This is a genomic window from Streptomyces sp. CRN 30, assembly GCF_034105845.1.
Genome location: NZ_JAVRHI010000138.1, coordinates 26,442 through 43,999 on the forward strand (window position 1 = coordinate 26,442; position 17,558 = coordinate 43,999).

17 protein-coding genes are annotated in these 17,558 nt (G+C 73.5%); 10 read left to right on the forward strand and 7 right to left on the reverse strand.

Translation table 11 applies throughout. The features are described from left to right. Nucleotides 1-88: 88 nt before the first annotated feature. The 5 genes from UW392_RS13270 to UW392_RS13290 form a co-directional block, all read right to left on the reverse strand. Nucleotides 89-751, reverse strand: a complete 663-nt coding sequence (locus UW392_RS13270) for a response regulator transcription factor (RefSeq protein ID WP_320775149.1) — start codon at nucleotides 749-751, stop codon at nucleotides 89-91. Then, a complete protein-coding gene (locus UW392_RS13275) occupies nucleotides 748-2,115 on the reverse strand; it encodes an ATP-binding protein (RefSeq protein ID WP_320775196.1) in 1,368 nt (455 codons plus the stop codon). Before UW392_RS13275 ends, UW392_RS13270 begins: the two co-directional genes overlap by 4 nt. A gap of 58 nt (nucleotides 2,116-2,173) precedes the next feature. Continuing rightward, on the reverse strand, nucleotides 2,174-2,530 hold the full coding sequence (locus UW392_RS13280) for a small secreted hydrophilic protein (protein ID WP_320775150.1): 357 nt from the start codon (nucleotides 2,528-2,530) through the stop codon (nucleotides 2,174-2,176). A 95-nt stretch (nucleotides 2,531-2,625) separates the two neighbouring features. Next, nucleotides 2,626-2,907, reverse strand: coding sequence for an Lrp/AsnC ligand binding domain-containing protein (locus tag UW392_RS13285; RefSeq protein ID WP_320775151.1), 282 nt, complete (start codon nucleotides 2,905-2,907; stop codon nucleotides 2,626-2,628). A gap of 40 nt (nucleotides 2,908-2,947) precedes the next feature. Further along, nucleotides 2,948-3,709, reverse strand: a complete 762-nt coding sequence (locus UW392_RS13290; protein WP_320775152.1) for a rhomboid family intramembrane serine protease — start codon at nucleotides 3,707-3,709, stop codon at nucleotides 2,948-2,950. 155 nt (nucleotides 3,710-3,864) lie between these two features. On the opposite strand from UW392_RS13290, the gene UW392_RS13295 reads away from it, so the two are divergent. From UW392_RS13295 to UW392_RS13315, 5 genes are all read left to right on the forward strand, one after another. After that, the gene (locus tag UW392_RS13295; protein WP_320775153.1) at nucleotides 3,865-4,104 is read left to right on the forward strand and encodes a hypothetical protein; all 240 of its coding nucleotides are present in this window, start codon (nucleotides 3,865-3,867) and stop codon (nucleotides 4,102-4,104) included. 35 nt (nucleotides 4,105-4,139) lie between these two features. Further along, the gene (locus tag UW392_RS13300) at nucleotides 4,140-5,489 is read left to right on the forward strand and encodes an NYN domain-containing protein (RefSeq protein WP_320775154.1); all 1,350 of its coding nucleotides are present in this window, start codon (nucleotides 4,140-4,142) and stop codon (nucleotides 5,487-5,489) included. A 340-nt stretch (nucleotides 5,490-5,829) separates the two neighbouring features. Next, nucleotides 5,830-6,888 (forward strand): NlpC/P60 family protein, encoded by a 1,059-nt coding sequence (locus UW392_RS13305; RefSeq protein ID WP_320775155.1) that lies wholly within the window; start codon nucleotides 5,830-5,832, stop codon nucleotides 6,886-6,888. Nucleotides 6,889-7,257: 369 nt separating this feature from the next. Continuing rightward, nucleotides 7,258-8,268 carry an NlpC/P60 family protein gene (locus UW392_RS13310; protein WP_320775156.1) on the forward strand — a complete coding sequence of 337 codons (1,011 nt, stop codon included), beginning with the start codon at nucleotides 7,258-7,260 and terminating at the stop codon, nucleotides 8,266-8,268. Between the two features lie 46 nt (nucleotides 8,269-8,314). Next, nucleotides 8,315-9,532 (forward strand): hypothetical protein, encoded by a 1,218-nt coding sequence (locus tag UW392_RS13315; RefSeq protein WP_320775157.1) that lies wholly within the window; start codon nucleotides 8,315-8,317, stop codon nucleotides 9,530-9,532. Nucleotides 9,533-9,559: 27 nt separating this feature from the next. On the opposite strand, the gene UW392_RS13320 is transcribed toward UW392_RS13315, so the two are convergent. Continuing rightward, on the reverse strand, nucleotides 9,560-10,786 hold the full coding sequence (locus UW392_RS13320; RefSeq protein WP_320775158.1) for a glycosyltransferase 87 family protein: 1,227 nt from the start codon (nucleotides 10,784-10,786) through the stop codon (nucleotides 9,560-9,562). Nucleotides 10,787-10,912: 126 nt separating this feature from the next. On the opposite strand from UW392_RS13320, the gene UW392_RS13325 reads away from it, so the two are divergent. After that, nucleotides 10,913-12,055, forward strand: a complete 1,143-nt coding sequence (locus UW392_RS13325; RefSeq protein WP_320775159.1) for a glycosyltransferase family 4 protein — start codon at nucleotides 10,913-10,915, stop codon at nucleotides 12,053-12,055. An 86-nt stretch (nucleotides 12,056-12,141) separates the two neighbouring features. Here UW392_RS13325 and UW392_RS13330 read toward each other — a convergent pair whose 3' ends face one another. Then, the gene (locus UW392_RS13330) at nucleotides 12,142-13,938 is read right to left on the reverse strand and encodes an AMP-dependent synthetase/ligase (protein ID WP_320775160.1); all 1,797 of its coding nucleotides are present in this window, start codon (nucleotides 13,936-13,938) and stop codon (nucleotides 12,142-12,144) included. 294 nt (nucleotides 13,939-14,232) lie between these two features. Between UW392_RS13330 and UW392_RS13335 the strand changes: the two genes are divergently transcribed. The 4 genes from UW392_RS13335 (at nucleotide 14,233) to UW392_RS13350 (ending at nucleotide 17,525) form a co-directional block, all read left to right on the forward strand. Further along, the gene (locus UW392_RS13335; RefSeq protein WP_320775161.1) at nucleotides 14,233-15,030 is read left to right on the forward strand and encodes a metallophosphoesterase family protein; all 798 of its coding nucleotides are present in this window, start codon (nucleotides 14,233-14,235) and stop codon (nucleotides 15,028-15,030) included. A gap of 194 nt (nucleotides 15,031-15,224) precedes the next feature. After that, nucleotides 15,225-15,677 carry an SRPBCC family protein gene (locus tag UW392_RS13340; protein ID WP_320775162.1) on the forward strand — a complete coding sequence of 151 codons (453 nt, stop codon included), beginning with the start codon at nucleotides 15,225-15,227 and terminating at the stop codon, nucleotides 15,675-15,677. Nucleotides 15,678-15,792: 115 nt separating this feature from the next. Continuing rightward, a complete protein-coding gene (locus UW392_RS13345; RefSeq protein WP_320775163.1) occupies nucleotides 15,793-16,986 on the forward strand; it encodes an ArsA family ATPase in 1,194 nt (397 codons plus the stop codon). A gap of 53 nt (nucleotides 16,987-17,039) precedes the next feature. Further along, on the forward strand, nucleotides 17,040-17,525 hold the full coding sequence (locus UW392_RS13350) for a DUF5304 domain-containing protein (protein WP_320775164.1): 486 nt from the start codon (nucleotides 17,040-17,042) through the stop codon (nucleotides 17,523-17,525). The last annotated feature ends 33 nt before the right edge of the window (nucleotides 17,526-17,558 follow it).

The following is a 17,558-nucleotide window of genomic DNA, read 5'->3' on the forward strand; positions in this document are numbered from 1 at the left end:
TTCACGGGAGCGGTGAGCCCTTTATGAGCCGTGGATGAGGAAAACTTCACGCGAGGCCGGTGCGACGCGCGATGCCCCGAGGGGCGCGTCACCCCGGCAGCCGGTACCCCATCCCCCGCACCGTCTCCACCTGCTGCGCCCCCAGCTTCTTCCGCAGCGCGCGCACGTACACGTCGACGATGTTGGAGCCGGGGTCGAAGTCGTACCCCCACACGTGCGACAGGATCTGCTCGCGCGACAGGACCTGGCCCGGGTGGCGCAGGAACAGTTCGAGCAGCACGAACTCGCGGGCCGTCAGGTCCACCGTCCGTTCCCCCGCGCGGGCCCGGCGGGTGCGCAGGTCCAGGCTGAGCTCGCCGCTGCGCAGCACCGTCACCTCGGGTGCCCGGGCCGCCGTGCGCAGTCTCAGCCGCACCCGGGCCAGCAGCTCCTCGAACCGGAACGGCTTGGTCATCCAGTCGTCGGCGCCGCCCTCCAGGCCGGCCACCGTGTCCCGGACGGAGTCCCGCGCGGTCAGCACGATCACGGGCACCGTCACCCGCTCCTCGCGCAGCGCGCGCAGCACGGTGAAACCGTCCCGGCCGGGCAGCCCGATGTCCAGCAGGACCAGGTCGAAGCCGCCGGTCAGGGCGTACTCGTAGGCCGCGTCGCCGTCACCCACCACGGTGGTGGTGAAGCCGTTGGCGCGCAGGCCCTTCTCGACGAAGGACGCGATGCGGTCCTCGTCCTCCACGATGAGGATGCGGTTCACGTACGTGCCTCTTCCAGGGTGAGTACGAAGGTGGCGCCGCCGCCCTCCGTGTCGTGCAGGCGGACCCGGCCGCCGTGGGCCTCGGCGATCGCCCGGACGATGGAGAGCCCGAGGCCCGCGCCCGAGCCGCGGGCGCCGCGCCGGGCGGTGCCGCGCCGGAACCGCTCGAAGATGACTTCGGCGTCCTGCGGCTGGACGCCGGGCCCGGAGTCGGCGACGTACAGCTCCACGTGCGTGTCGTCGGCGCGCGACCCGATGCGGATGGTCTGGCCCGCGGTGGTGTGCTGCACGGCGTTCTGCGCGAGCTGCACCATCGCCTGGGTGATCCGCTGCGGATCCACCGCGTGCGTCTCCCGGTCCGCGACCTCGGCGAGCTGCCAGTCGCGCTCGCCCAGGGTGCGGGCCTTGACGTAGACGTCGGCGGTGAGTTCGGCCAGCTGGACCGGCTCGGGGGTGACGAAGTCGGGGCGTTCGGCCTTGGCGAGCAGGAGGAGGTCCTCCACGATGCGGCTCATCCGGTCCAGCTCGTCGGTGACCAGCCGGACGGTCTCCTCGCGCTCGGCGGGGTCGTCGCCCATCAGCTCCAGGTGGCCGCGGACGATGGTGATCGGGGTGCGCAGCTCGTGGCCCGCGTCGTCCACGAACTCGCGCTGGGCGGCGAAGGCCCGCTCCAGCCGGTCGAGCATCGCGTTGAACGTCTCGGCGAGCGCGGCCACGTCGTCCCGGCCGCGCACCGGTATGCGGCGGGTGAGGTCCTGCTCGGTGATCTCGGCGGCCGCGGTGCGCACCAGGCGTACGGGCAGCAGGATGCGCCCGGCGACCACCCAGCCGATGCCGGTGGTCAGCAGCAGGGCCACCGCGGAGATGGCGAGCAGGACGCGGAACACGTCGTCGGCGCCGCGCAGTTCGCGGGCCGGGTGGAAGGCCACGACGAACGCGGCCTCCGGCTCGCCGCCGGGCCGGGCGACGGACACCTTGGCCCAGCGGATCTCACCCGACGGCCGGTCCAGGACGCCGGTCGCGTCGGGCGAGTCGTAGATGCGGCGCCGGGCGTCCGCGTCCTCGTGCAGCGGCACGGCGACCGGGATGTCGCGCGGCTGGATGAACTGCGCGGGGTCCCGGTCGGTCCGGCCCACCAGTCCGAGCAGTTCCTCGTCCGGGTCTGCGTACTGGCGTTCCAGGAACACGCGCACGAGCCGGGCCGGGTCGTCGAACCGGCGGCCGGTGTCCGGATCGACACCCCGCTTCTCGAAGTTGGCGAACTCGCCGGTCTCCTGGGCGAGCAGACCGTTGATGCGGTGCTCGGCCTCCCGCAGCAGGATCGACCGGGTGGTCGTGGCCACCGAGGTGAGGGCGACCGCCATCACCAGCAGCAGCCACAGCAGGATGCGGACCCGGGCGGAGATCCGCCGGCGCGCCCCGTCAGTTGTCGTCGTCGGGTCCGTCGTCGGACGCGTCGTCGTCCGGTCCGGCGGGTTCGTTGTCGGGTCCGTCGTCGTCACTGGATCCGTCGTCCCCTGCGTCCCGGCCGCGGTCGTCGTCATCGTCATCGTCCGAGGAGCTGTCGGTCACCGCGGGCGGCGACACGACCTCGTCACTCGGCGTCGGCGTGGGCCGGCCCGGATCGGGCGTGGCGGTGGGGGAGCTGCTCCCCACCTCCACCTTGGGTGGGATCTTCGGTGACTCGGGGCTGTCGGTGAGGGCGAAACTGGTCGCGGCGATCCCCAGCGGGACCACCACGACCGCGGCCAGGGCCGCGATTCTGCGTGTGAAGGCCATACGGGAATCGTGCGCGCGCCGCCCGCGGCCAGGATGAGCCGGAGATGAGGAACTCTTCATCTCCGGCCGCCGCGGCTCCCACCGGCGCCCGGTCGTCAGCTGTCGAGCCCGATGGCGAACGCGGCCTCGAGGTCGTGCTGCGAGTACGTGCGGAACGCGACGTGGGTGTCCGTCCCCTCGACGCCGGGAATCTTGCTGATCCGCCCCGGGATGATCTCGGCGAGGTCGTCGTGCGCGCGCACCCGGACCATGGCGATCAGGTCGTAGGTGCCGGTGACGGAGAACACCTCGCTGACGGAGTCCAGCGCGGCGATCGACTCGGCGATCTCGGGGATCCGGTCGACGCTGGTCTTGATGAGCACGATCGCGGTGATCACGGCTGGTTCTCTCCCTGGTGGCCGACGCTGGGTTCTCACCTTACTCAGCCTCGCCGGGGCGAGGCCGCCCGGCCGCGGGGCCGTCCGCGGGTCCCTCGCCGGACGCGGCGGGAGCGGCGGCCCGGCGCCCGTACCGCACCCACGCGTACGCGAAGCCCAGGGCGAACCCCACGACGTGCGCGAGGTAGGCGACCCCGGGCCCGCGCGCCTCCCGCCCCGCCGCCACCCACTGCAGGGCCACCCAGAACGGCAGGGTCACCCAGGCCGGGAAGCGCAGCGGCAGGAAGAAAAGGAACGGGAACAGGCTCGTGACCCGCGCTCCGGGGAACAGGTACAGGAACGCGCCGAGGACCGCGGAGATCGCGCCCGACGCGCCGACCAGTGTCTGCGACGAGCCGGCGTGGGCGGCCGCGTACCCCACCAGGGCGAGGTAACCGCAGCCCACGTAGAAGAGGGCGAACTGGACGCGGCCCAGCCGTTCCTCGGCCATCGTCCCGAACACGTAGAGGAACAGCATGTTGCCGAGGAGGTGCAGCCAGGTGCCGTGCACGAAGAGCGCGGTCACCGGTGTGAGCAGCGCGCCCGGGTCACCGGCGAGCAGCTCGGCGGGTACGACGCCCCAGCGGCGGAAGTACAGCCGCTGTGCCGCGAGCAGCGCGTCCCCGGTGCCGTACGACGGGTTCAGGCCGGACGCCGGGCCGATCACGAAGATCAGCGAGCAGGCCGCGATCAGTCCGTACGTCACCGGTGCCGACTGTTCCCGTCCCGCCCGGCCGCGCGCCGCGCTCCACTTGCCGATCATGAACAGAGCATGACGTAACAGGACCGAACCGCACAGACCGCCTCGCCGCTGTGGACGGACGGGCGTCGAGTGTCCGGCAGGCCGTAGGGTTACGAGCCACACGCACCAGGGAAGCCGGTGCGTCACGCGAACCGGAAGAAGGAAGAACAGCCACGATGACGGTTCCCCTGCCGACCGCGACGACCCGCTGGCGCTGCACCCTCTGCGGCAACCTGACCCGCTTCGACGTCACCCGCTCCGCCAAGGTCGTCGAGTACGTGCACCTCGACCTCGCCGGGGAGCCGAAGGTCGAGGAGCGCGAGACGGTCAGTGAGACCATCGAGTCGGTGCGCTGCCGCTGGTGCAACGCGGTGGACCAGGTGGAACTCGTGGACAGGCCGGGTGCCGGCTCCTGAACGGAGCGGGTCCCGCACGGATAGTGGGGTGACGGATGGTGGAGAGCGCAGGCGGGGGGCCGGGCGACGGCGCCGCTGAGGTGCTCGACCGTCCGCTGCCCGAGGGCGTGCGCAAGCGCGTCGTGCAGATCGTCTCCGACGGCTTCGGCGGACTGACCGTCGCGGAACTGCCCGCACAGCTGCGGCAGTACGCCCGGTTCGCACCGAACCGCCGGACCAAGTTCGCGGGCAACGCCATGGCGGCCGCCCTGGAGGCCGACACGCTGTTCCGGCAGCGCATCGGGGAACGGCTCAGAGAGGCCCAGCCGGAGCTGACCGGAGCCCTCGACGCCGGCTCGCCGCCCCCGGCCGCGGACCCGCTGGACGTGGCGGCCGCGGCCTACGTGCTGCGGCCCCCCGGCTGGGTCAAGCTGGTCACCGCCGCCGGCGAGGAGGCGCAGCGGGCCGACGCCGAGCGCGCCGACGACGAGAGCCGCGCCGAACTGGAGCGGCTGCGCGAGGAGCTGGACCGGGCGCGCACCCAGACCCGGACCGAGGCCGAGCGGCTGCGCGCGGAGCTGGAGACGGCGAAGAAGGAAGCCGAATCGCTTCACCGGAAGCTGCGCGCCGCCCTCAGCGACGTCAAGCGCGGCGAGGCCGCGATGCGCAAGATCCAGAGCGAGATGGAGACCGTGCGCGCCGAGGGCCAGGCGCAGGTGTCCGCGGCCGAGAGCGAGGGCCGGCGGCTCAAGGCGCGCCTCGGCGAGAGCGAGGCCGCCCTGGAGGCCGCCCGCCGGGCCGCGCGCGAGGGGCGCAGCGTCGAGGACATGCGCGTACGACTGCTCCTGGACACCGTCCTGGACGCGGCGCAGGGACTGCGGCGGGAGCTCGCGCTGCCACCGGTGTCCGTACGGCCCGCCGAGACCGTGGACGCGGTGGAGCCGGGCCGGATGACGCCCAAGGACATCGCCGCCCGCGCGCTGTCCGAGCACGACCCGGCGATCCTCGACCAGTTGCTCGCGCTGCCGCAGGCGCACCTGGTCGTCGACGGCTACAACGTCACCAAGACCGGCTATCCGCAGATGCCGCTGGAGAAGCAGCGCCTCAGGCTGCTCGGCCAGCTCTCGCAGCTCGCCGCGCAGACGGGCGCCGAGACGACCTGCGTCTTCGACGGGGCCGAACTGGCCGCCCCGGTGCTGCTCGCGCCGCCGCGCGGGGTGCGCGTGCTGTTCTCCAAGCCCGGCGTCACCGCGGACGAGCTGATCCGCCAGCTGGTGCGCGCCGAACCGCCCGGCCGGCCGGTCATCGTCGTCTCCACCGACCGTGAGGTGGCCGACGGCGTGGCGCGGGCGGGCGCCCGGCCGGTCGCGTCGGTGGTGCTGCTCAAGCGCCTCTCGCGGGGCTGAGGCGAACCCCTTCCGCGCGCCGTGCACCTTCTGGCCCGTGCGCCCCGTACACACCAATGGGTGACGTAGGTCCCGAGCGCAACGTACGCAAGCAATGCCGGAATTGACCGGCGCATCATGCGACACAGCGTCAACAGAAGGTCACTGCCCGTGCGTTGCGCGCAAAGAATGCCGAGCGTCACATACTTTTTTCACCTGAGGATTTGAACTGATCACAAGAAGGTCACTAGGGTCTGGCGTCGAACCTCCGCTCGGGTGATCACTTATCGGGAGTGACGGCGGAGGGGCACCGCCCACCGGCGTGTCGGTAGGCGGCTGGAGGAAGAAGGAGATCGCCCCCGTGGCGTCCCACCGTCGACCCAAGCAGCCGAGCCGCGCCCGTGTGACCGTGCTCACCACCGCCGCCGCCGCTGCCGTGGCCCTGGGCTCCCAGACCGCCAACGCCGCTCCGAGTGAGAAGCCGAGCAAGGACGAGGTCAAGTCCAAGGTCGACGCGCTGTACGTGGAGGCCGAGAAGGCCACCGAGAAGTACAACGGCGCCAAGGAGGACCAGGAGAAGCTGGAGAAGGAGATCTCCACCCTCCAGGACAACGTCGCCCGCGGCCAGGACGAGCTCAACGAGCTGCGGGAGAACATCGGTCTCGCCGCCAGCGCCCAGTACCGCTCCGGTGGCATCGACTCCTCCCTCCAGCTGTTCCTCTCCGCCGACCCGGACGACTACCTCGACAAGGCGTCCACCCTGGACCAGCTCAGCGCCCAGCAGGTCGACGCGCTGAAGAAGATCCAGGACAAGCAGCGCGCGCTCGCCCAGCAGCGCCAGGAGGCCTCCACCAAGCTCGAGAGCCTCGCCGACACACGCGAGACCCTCAGCAAGAAGAAGAACGAGGTCAAGGCCAAGCTCGCCGAGGCGCAGAAGCTCCTCAACTCCCTGACGGCGGCCGAGAAGGCGGCGCTCGAGGAGGAGGAGTCCCGGGCCACCCGCGCCAGCGAGCGCACCGCCCTGGAGGCCCAGACCGGCAGCGGTGGCGGCGGCAGCGTCGCGCCCGCCTCCGGACGCGCCTCCTCCGCGTACGCCGCCGCGCAGAGCGTGATCGGCTCGCCGTACGTCTACGGCGCCTCCGGCCCCAGCTCCTTCGACTGCTCCGGCCTCACCTCCTGGGCCTACGCCCAGGCCGGCATGTCCATCCCGCGCACCTCGCAGGCCCAGGCCAACGCGGGTCAGCGCATCTACTCGCAGAGCGACCTCAAGGTCGGCGACCTGGTCATCTTCTACGGCGACCTGCACCACGTCGGCTTCTACGCGGGCAACGGCCAGGTCCTGCACGCCCCGCGCACCGGCACGGTCGTCCGCTACGAGTCGATCAACAACATGCCGTACCAGTTCGGCGTCCGCATCTGACACGGGCTCCGATCCCTCCCGCCCGACGCGGAACGGTCCCCCGGCGGCACCCCTCCCCCCCGGGTGAGGGACACCCCCGGGGGGCCTTCTCGTTCGCCACACCGGGCCGCCCGAACGGGCGAAATCCGGTGCCCCCGGCTGACCCCACGCCCCGCTGATCACCTGGCTCCACGGCGGGGCGTCACGCTGCGTGCACACCGAGGTCTTTGGCCGTCGCGGGACGCGCGGCTACTGTCTGGCGCGTTTCCCCGACACCAGCGGCCCCCGTGCCCGCGGTCCCGGCAGCCGGGCGCCCGCGGCCGGCCGGGCCGTCCTCCCGGCGTCGCGGGAACGGTCCGTGTGGCGACAGCGAAGGGAGTGCGGCTACCTGTGGGGTTCCAACGCCGCCTTGCCCCGTCCGGGTTCGACCGGGGCGTCAGTGCCGCCCTCTGCGCGCTGTCCGCCGCCGCGGCCCTCGGCGCCGTCCCGGCCGCCGCCGCCCCGTCCGACCCCACCCGCGCCGAGGTGGACCGTCTCTACGAGGCGGCCGAGCGGGCCACCGAGGCGTTCAACCGGGCCGACGAGCGCGCCGACACCCTGCGGGGACAGGTCGGCGACGCGCAGGACCTGATCGCCCGCCAGCAGCAGCGCGTCAACAGCATGCGGGAGGCGATCGGTTCGCTCGCGGGCGCCCAGTACCGCTCCGGCGGCCTCGACCCCACCCTCGCCCTGCTGTTCTCCACCGACCCCGACGACTACCTCGACCGGGCCGCCACCCTGGAGCGGATCAGCGCCCACCAGGCGGACGAGCTGGGAGAGCTGCACGGGGCCCTGCGGGAGATGTCCCGGCAGCGCGAGGAGGCCACCGGCAAGCTGGTGGAACTGGAGCGCAGCCGCCGGGCCGTCGCCCGGCACAAGCGCAGCGTCGAGCGCAAGCTCACCGAGGCCCGCCGGCTCCTCAACTCCCTCTCCGGCACCGACCGCGCCGCCTACGACCGCGCCTCGCGCGCCGACCGTGCCGACGCGCCCGGCCCCGCCGGCGCCGTCGCCCCGAACGGCCGCGCGGCGGCCGCCCTCGCCGCCGTCCGCTCCGCCCTCGGCAAGCCGTACATGTGGGGCGCCAGCGGGCCCCACGGCTTCGACTGCTCGGGCCTGATGCAGTGGTCGTACGCCCGGGCCGGCATCGGACTGCCGCGCACCTCGCAGGCCCAGCAGTTCGCGGGCCGGCGGCTGCCGCTGTCCGAGGTGCTCCCCGGCGACCTGGTCGTCTACCGGTCGGACGCCAGCCACATCGGGATGTACGTGGGCAACGGCCAGGTGATCCACGCGCCGTACCCGGGCGCCCCGGTCCGCTACGACCCGGTCGGGATGATGCCGATCGCGGCGGTCACGCGGGTCTGAAGGGCTGGGCTGCGACACCGCGGCGCGGCCGCCGTACGATCGGGACGTGGCCGGCAGAGGGCGTGGGACGGGGACGGTGCTGTCCGTGCTGTGCGTGCTCCTGGCGGGCTGCGGCGGGCACCCGGCGCCCGATCCGGCCCGTGACGACGTCCAGCGGGTGCTCGACCGGCGGGCCGAGGCGGTCCTGGAGCGGGACGAGGCGGCGTACCGCGGGACGGTGGCGCCGGCGGCCGGCGGCGGCGCGGACCGGCCGGCCACGGGCACGGCGGAGTTCGCCCGCCTGCGCGAGCTGCCGCTCGCCTCCTGGGCGTACCGGCTGACCGGCTTCGCGCGCTCGGGGGACCGGGCGACGGCCGAGGCGGAGCTGAGCTACCGCGTCCGCGGCTACGACCGGGCGCCCGCGACCGCCGAGCGCGCCCTGACCCTCACCCACGACGACGGCACCTGGTACGTCGCCTCCGACGAGCCCGCCCCCGAGGCCGCCGAGCAGCTGTGGGAACAGGGTGCCGTCCGGGCCGTGCGCGGGCGGCACAGCCTCGTCCTGGGCGTCGGCCGCACGGAGGCCGCCCTGCGCGTCCACGCCGACGCGGCGGACCGCGCCGTGCCCGCGGTGAGCGAGGCATGGGGCGACGACTGGGCGGGCCGCGTCGTCGTGCTGGTCCCCGGTTCGCTGGAGGAGATGGCGGCGCTGCTCGGGGCGCCCGCCGCGGCGTACCGGGGCATCGCGGCGGTCACGACGGGGCAGGCGGGCGGTTCGGAGCGGGCGCCCGCGGACCGGATCGTCGTCAACCCCGACGCGTACGGCGAACTCGGCGCCTTCGGCGGGCAGGTCGTCCTCACCCACGAGACGGCCCACGTCGCCACCCGCGACCGTACGACCGCGGCCACGCCCCTGTGGCTCTCCGAGGGGTACGCCGACTGGGCCGCCTACCGGACGACCGGGCGTGACGCGGACCGGATCGCACCGGAGCTGCAGCGGGAGGTGCGGGAGGGCCGGGTGCCGCACGCGCTGCCCGAGGACGCGGACTTCGCGTTCGGCGGCGACGCGACCGCTCTCGCCGTGGCCTACGAGGGTGGCTGGCTGGCCTGCCGGATGATCGCGGAACGGTGGGGCGAGGACGGCCTGAACGCGTTCTACCGGGCCGTGGGCGACCACGGGGAACGGGCGGGGGCCGTGGAGGGGGCGCTGCGGGAGGTGCTCGGCACGACACCGCGGGAGTTCACGGGTGAGTGGCGGGAGTACCTGCGGGCCCAGCTCGGCTGAGCCCGCGCGTCACTCGTTCACGCGCTCTCAGCGCGCGAGCGGCGCCCGGGTGCGCGCGGTCTGTCCGGGGACCCGCGCCGAGGGCCGTGCGGTGACCGTGGAGCGCCACAGTTCGCGGGCGGCGAGCAGGGTGGCGGCGACGAGCAGCCCGTTGCGCAGGAACAGCAGGACGACGCCCCGCCAGTCGCTCGTGACCACGTGCGTGAACCAGACGGGGAACTCCAGCACCGTCACCAGGCTCGCGGCCACGACGAGCCACGCGGGCCGCGCCATCCGGCTGTCCCGGAAGCACAGGCAGACCGCCGCGAGCCCGACCAGCCACACCAGGTACTGCGGGCTGATCACCCGGCTCGTGACCGTGAACACCAGGACCGCCACGAACGCCGCCTCGGCGGACGTGTGCGGCGCCAGGTGCCGCACCCGCAGCCGCCACCACAGCAGCCAGCCGAACCCGACCGCGCTCAGCAGCAGGGCCACCCGGCTCACGGCGTCGACGTACGGCCCCATGAACTCCATCGAGCCGTAGTTGAAGACCACACCGCCCTCCCAGCCGAACTGGCGGGCCACGTGGAACACCAGCGCGCCCACGGACTCCACCTCCGTGCCCCGGTCCCGCTGGAAGGTCAGGAAGGCGAACGCGCCGGGCATCGCCAGGGCGCACAGCGCGGCCAGCACCACGGCGGTCACCGCCGCCGACACCCAGGTCCGGAGCCGGACCACGCCCAGCAGGAGCAGCCCGGGCCACACCTTCAGCAGCGCGCCGAACGCGACGAGCGCGCCCATCACGCGCGGGTGCCGGACCCCGGCGACCAGGGCCGCGACCGCCACCGCCGTCACCATCACGTCGTACCGGGCGTACACGGTCGGCCCCATCAGGGGCACGCCCACCACCCACACCCAGGCACCGCGCCAGGTCCTGCCCGGCCCGCGCCCCGCGGACAGCAGCAGCGCCAGCACCACCAGGTCGGCGAGGCAGCACAGGACGAAGAACGCCTCCGCGTAGTCCAGGAACGGCAGCAGCGCCGGGGAGAGGATGGGGAGCGCCGCGACGGGCGGGTACTGCCAGGTGACGTCGTCCAGCGGATACGTGCCCGTGCTCAGGACCTCGTACCAGCCGCGGTAGATGGACGACACGTCGGTGGTGACGTCCGGACCGGGGAAGACGAGCGCCTTGAAGACGAACAGCAGCAGGAGCAGTCTGGTCGCGCCCCAGGTCACCAGCAGCAGGACCGGGAACCGCCGTATGCCCGCCATGTCCACGTGTGCCCCTGTTCTCCAGATGTCGCGGGTGGGACGGCATTATCTCCCGGCCGTCCGTCGGCGGCCCGGCAGCGCGGCCGGGCGTGGCCGTGCGGGGAGGTTCGGTTAAGGTCGGCGGCGATGCACAAGACCCTGATCGTGACCAACGACTTCCCACCCCGTCCAGGCGGTATCCAGGCGTTCCTGCACAACATGGCGCTGCGCCTGGACCCCGCGGACATCGTCGTGTACGCCTCCACCTGGAAGCGGAGCCGGGAGGGGGTGGAGGCGACGGCCGCCTTCGACGCCGAGCAGCCGTTCACCGTCGTGCGCGACCGGACGACGATGCTGCTGCCCACACCGGCGGCGACCCGGCGCGCGGTGTCGCTGCTGCGCGAACACGGCTGCGCCTCGGTGTGGTTCGGGGCGGCGGCCCCGCTCGGCCTGATGGCGCCCGCGCTGCGCCGGGCGGGGGCCGAGCGGCTGGTGGCCACGACCCACGGGCACGAGGCCGGCTGGGCGCAGCTGCCCGCCGCCCGCCGACTGCTCGGCCGGATCGGCGAGTCCACGGACACCCTCACCTACCTGGGCGAGTACACGCGTTCCCGGATCGCCGGCGCGCTCAGCGACGAGGCGGCCGCGCGGATGGTGCAACTGCCGCCCGGCGTCGACGAGAAGACCTTCCACCCCGGCTCGGGCGGCGAGGAGGTCCGCGCCCGGCTCGGTCTCACCGACCGCCCGGTGGTCGTCTGCGTCTCCCGGCTGGTGCGCCGCAAGGGGCAGGACACCCTGATCCGGGCCCTGCCCCGCATCCTCGCCCGGCAGCCGGAGACGGTGCTGCTCGTGGTCGGCGGCGGCCCGTACGAACAGGAGCTGCGCACCCTCGCGCGGGACACCGGGGTCGCGGACTCGGTGCGCTTCACCGGCTCCGTGCCCTGGTCGGAGCTGCCCGCCCACTACGGCGCCGGTGACGTCTTCGCGATGCCCTGCCGGACGCGCCGGGGCGGACTCGACGTGGAGGGTCTCGGCATCGTGTACCTGGAGGCGTCCGCGACGGGCCTGCCCGTGGTGGCGGGCGACTCGGGCGGCGCCCCGGACGCGGTGCTGGACGGCGAGACCGGCTGGGTGGTGCGCGGCGGCTCGGAGGAGGAGACCGCCGAGCGCGTCCTCGCCCTCCTCGACGACCCCGAACTGCGCCGCCGGATGGGGGAGCGGGGGCGCGCGTGGGTCGAGGAGAAGTGGCGCTGGGACCTGCTGGCGGAGCGGCTGGAGAAGCTGCTCTGAACGCCGCCGCTCCGAACACCGCTGCGGACCGCTGACGGCGCGCACCCGCGGCGAGGACGCGCGCCGTCAGCGGTCCGCAGCACCGGCTACTTCCGGTACAGCGCCTCGATCTCGTCCGCGTAGTCCCGCGCCACCACGCTCCGCTTGAGCTTCAGGGACGGCGTGAGGTGCCCCGAGTCCTCCGTGAACTGGGCGGTCAGCACCCGGAACCGGCGCACCGACTCGGCCTGGGACACCGCGGCGTTGCCGTCGTCGACCGCGGACTGGATCGCGGCCAGCAGGTCCGCGTCCTCGCACAGCGTCGCCGCCGTGGAACCGGCCGGCTTGCCCTGCTCGGCGCACCAGCGGGCCAGGAACTCCTCGTCGATGGTGACCAGCGCGCCCACGAACGGCCGCCCGTCGCCCACCACCATGCACTCCGCGACCAGCGCGTGCGCGCGGATGCGGTCCTCGATCACGGCCGGGGCGACGTTCTTGCCGCCCGCGGTGACGATGATCTCCTTCTTCCGGCCGGTGATGCTGAGGTAGCCCTCCTCGTCGAGGGAGCCGAGGTCACCGGTGTGGAACCAGCCGTCGGCGAGGGCCTCCTCGGTGGCGGCCGGGTTGTTCCAGTACTCCTTGAACAGGTGCTCGCCGTGCAGCAGCACCTCCCCGTCGTCCGCGATGCGGATCACCGAGCCGGGCAGCGGCTGGCCGACCGTGCCGATCTTCGGCTTGTCCCAGGGGTTGAAGGCGGTCGCGGCGCACGACTCGGTCAGGCCGTAGCCCTCCAGGACCGTGAAGCCGATGCCGCGGAAGAAGTGGCCGAGACGCTCGCCGAGCGGGGCGCCGCCGGAGATGGCGTACTCGCCGCGGCCGCCGAGGACGGTCCGCAGCTTGCCGTAGACGAGCTTGTCGCACACGAAGTGCTTGACCCTGAGCCCGAGGGACGGGCCCGACGGGGTGTCCAGCGCGCGGCTGTACGCGATCGCCGTGTCCGCCGCGAAGTCGAAGATCCGTCCCTTGCCGTCCGCCTGCGCCTTCGCGCGCGCCGAGTTGTAGACCTTCTCGAAGACCCGCGGCACGCCGAGGATAAGCGTGGGCCGGAACGCCGCCAGTTCGTCGGTGAGGTTCTTGATGTCCGGGAGGCAGCCGAGCCGGATCGGCGCCATCATCGGCGCGATCTGCACCAGCCGCCCGAAGACGTGCGCGAGCGGCAGGAAGAGCAGGACGGAGCACTCGCCGGTACGGAACAGGGGGCGCAGCCGCTCCACGATGTTGCCGCACTCGGCGAAGAAGCTGCGGTGGGTGAGCACACAGCCCTTGGGGCGGCCGGTGGTGCCGGAGGTGTAGACGATGGTCGCCGGGTCGTCGGCCTTCGCCAGCGAGCCACGCTCCTCGACCGTGGCGTCGGTGACGTCCTGGCCGAGCCGGCCGAGCTCCTCCACCGCGCCGGCCTCGAGCTGCCACACGTGCTTCAGGGCGGGCAGCCCCTCCCGCACGGACTCGACGGTCTCCGCGTGCCCCGGCAGCTCCACCACGCAGGCGGTGGCGCCCGAGTCGCCGAGTATCCACTCCACCTGCTCCGGCGAGCTCGTCTCGTACACCGGCACGGTCACGGCGCCCGCGGACCAGATCGCGAAGTCGAGCAGGGTCCACTCGTAACGGGTGCGCGACATCAGGCCGACCCGGTCGCCGGGCTGGACGCCCGCGGCGATCAGGCCCTTGGCGGCGGCCCGTACCTCGGCGAGGAACGCGGTGGCGGTGACGTCCTGCCAGCCGGCGTCCGTCCTGCGGGCGATGACGGCGACGTCCGGGTGCTGCGCGGCGTTTCTGCGGACGATGTCGGTGAGGTTGCCGTCCGTCGGGACCTCGTACAAAGCCGGAAGGCTGAACTCGCGCAAGACTGCTGCTCCTCATAGGGCGCCGGCGCCACGACTCTGTGTTGCTGCGACGGTGCGGTCCAAGGCTCGGGCAGGTGCTCCGGAATCATGGGAAATCCCGGGCACGACTGGACTGCCCGGACGTTACCCGCCGGTATGGCCTCTCCGACAGGGGGTCCCGGCGAGATGTCTGTTCCATCACACACGGCGGTCCTCCCCGGCGCACAGTAGTCCACAGCCTTGACAACTGGCGAGTAACCGCAGGTCCGACCGCCTCTGTTCACATCTGTCCCGTGCGTCCTACTCTTGATCGTCATGGCATCCACCACCGGCGGTCACCCCGCAACACGCATCCACGTGGTCAGCGACGTGCACGGCAACACGACGGACCTGGCCCGGGCGGGCGAGGGCGCGGACGCCCTGGTCTGCCTCGGTGACCTGGTCCTCTTCCTCGACTACGCCGACCACTCGCGGGGCATCTTCCCCGACCTGTTCGGGGCGGAGAACGCGGGGCGGATCGTCGCGCTGCGGACGGCACGCCGCTTCGAGGAGGCCCGGGCCTTCGGGACCCGGTTGTGGGCGGGCATCGAGGAGGACCGGGCGACGGTCATGGAGAAGGCGGTGCGCAAGCAGTACGCGGAACTGTTTCCGGCCTTCCCGACCCCGACGTACGCCACCTACGGCAACGTCGACGTGCCGGCCCTGTGGCCGGAGTACGCCGGTCCGGGTACCACGGTGCTGGACGGGCAGCGCGTCGAGATCGGCGGGCGGACCTTCGGCTTCGTGGGCGGCGGCCTGCGCACTCCGATGCGGACCCCGTACGAGATCAGTGACGAGGAGTACGCGGCGAAGATCGAGGCCGTCGGCGAGGTGGACGTGCTGTGCACCCATATCCCTCCCGAGGTGCCGGAACTCGTGTACGACACGGTCGCCCGGCGCTTCGAGCGCGGCAGCCGCGCCCTGCTGGACGCCATCCGCCGCACCCGGCCGCGCTACTCGCTCTTCGGGCACGTCCACCAGCCGCTGGCACGGCGGATGCGGATCGGGGCGACCGAGTGCGTCAACGTCGGGCACTTCGCGAGCAGCGGGAAGCCGTGGGTGCTCACGTGGTGAGGCCCGCGGCGGACGGCGGCCGGAACCCGGTGGTACCCGTGAACCGGACGAACGCCAGGTCGGGTGAGAACGGTCCACCGGGCGCGCGGTAGCCTTCACGCTGCACACACGTGCGTACCGATTTCTTCCCCGGGCCAGGTCCCGCCGGCCCGGGGCGACGTTCGATCCGGACCGCATGCGGAGGAGCCACGGCGATGGCGGAACACACCAGTTCGAGCATCACGATCGAGGCGGCACCGGCCGACGTCATGGGCGTGATCGCGGACTTCGCCCGCTACCCGGACTGGACCGGTGAGGTGAAGGAGGCGGACGTGCTCGCGACGGACGACCAGGGCCGCGCCGAGCAGGTCCGCCTCGTCATGGACGCGGGCGCGATCAAGGACGACCAGGTCCTCGCGTACACCTGGACCGGCGGCCACGAGGTCTCCTGGACCCTGGTGAAGTCCCAGATGCTGCGCTCCCTCGACGGCTCGTACCTGCTGAGGCCGGCCGGTCCCGGCGCCACCGAGGTCACGTACCGGCTCACGGTCGACGTCAAGATCCCCATGCTCGGCATGATCAAGCGCAAGGCGGAGAAGGTCATCATCGACCGCGCGCTGGCCGGTCTGAAGAAGCGGGTCGAGTCGGGGGACCCGGAGGCGAAGTAGCCGGGCGGTCGCGGGTGACGGACCCCACGGCGCGACCCGCGCCCTTCGGCGCTCGCTCACCCCCTGCCGGACGGCGCACGACCCCTCCGGGGGCGCGCGGGTAGCGTTCACCCTCATGCGCTCCATCCTGATCACCGGTCCCGGCGGCAGCGGCCGTACGACCGTCGCCGCGGCCACCGCGCTGCGGGCCGCCCGCGACGGCGCCCGCACCCTCGTGCTCAGCGCCGACCGCACCGACGGCCTCGGCGCCGCGCTCGGCGTCCCCACCGGCGACCGGCCCGTCGAGGCGGCCCCCGGGCTCACCGCGTGGCGTCCCGACGCGGCCGAGGGCTTCCGCACGGACCTGGCCGGCCTCCAGGAACGGGCGGCCACGGTCCTCGACCTCCTGGGCGCCTCCCGGCTCGACGCCGAGGAGCTCACCCCGCTCCCCGGCGCCGCGGAGCTCAACCTCCTGCGCGCCCTGCGCGACTCCGTCCTCTCCGGGGCCTACGACCTGCTCGTCGTCGACCTGCCCCCGGCGCCGCAGGCCCTCGACCTCCTCGCGCTCCCCGAGGAGCTGCGCCGTTACCTCCGCCGGCTGCTGCCCCCGGAGCGGCAGGCCGCCCGCGCCCTGCGCCCGATGCTCGGCCGCCTCGCGGGCGTCCCGATGCCCGCCGAGTGGCTGTACGAGACGGCCGCCCGCTGGGAGACCGAACTCGCCGCCGTACAGGCCGTCCTGGAACGGCCCGCCACGACCGTACGGCTGGTCGCCGAACCCGGACCGGGCGGCGCCGACCAGGTGCGCACCGCCACCACCGGCCTCGCCCTGCGGGGCCTGCGCCCCGACGCGCTGGTCGCCAACCGCGTCCTGCCGTCCGCCACCGGTGACACCTGGCTCGCCGGACCCGTCGCCCAGCAGCGCAAGACCCTGGAGGACTGGCGGGACACGTACGGCGGCGGACCGGCCGCCCTCCTCCCGGTGCACGAGGTCGCCCACCTCGGGCGCGACCCCCGCGGCGGCGACGACCTCACGGCGCTCGACGTGCCCGGGGCCGGCCCGGCGCCCGCCCCGCCGGAGTGGCCCGTCACCGACCGGCTCGCCGACGAGGGCGTCCTGGTCTGGCACCTCCCGCTGCCCGGCGCGATACGCGAGGAGCTCGACCTGGTCCGGCGCGGCGACGAACTCGTCGTCACCGCCGGGGGCTTCCGCCGCATCGTCCCGCTGCCGTCGGCCCTGCGCCGGTGCACGGTGCGGGGCGCGGCCCTGCGTGAGGGCGCACTGCGGATCCGGTTCGCGCCCGACCCGGAGCTGTGGCCCAGGGGCCGCTGAGGCCGCCGTTCGGGTACCGTCGAAAGCACGCATCCCCGTCCCAGGAGTCCGCCATGAGCGAAGAGCGCCCCCCGTCCGACGCCGCTCGCGAGGAGCCGGCCGACGAGGTGCGAGCCGCCGACGCGACCGACCCGGACGCCTGGGCGACGGCCTGCGAGGAGGACCTCGAGGCGGAGAAGGCCCGGCGCCGCGCCCGGTACGGGCCGCCCCCGGGATCGGCCGCCGAGGAGCTGCGCAAGCTGGTCGAGACCGTCGCCGACAAGCTGTCCGGGCTGCAGTCGCCGCTCCTCGGGGCCGCCGCCTCGGGCACCGCCCAGCAGGTGGTGAACCAGGTGGTGCGCCAGGCGAAGGCCGCGGTGGAACCCGTGATCGAACGCAACCCTGAGGTCTTCGACCACCTGGCCGCGGCCGGCTCCGAACTGCTCGCCGCCTACCGCTCCGCGGTGCAGGCCCAGGAACGCCGCTGGACCGATCGTGGGACCGCGCGCCGGGACGAGGGTGAGGGCCCCGGCCCGAGTGAGCGCATCGACGTGGACTGAGGGTCCCCTCGGGTACGGTTGGCCGTAGCGGGG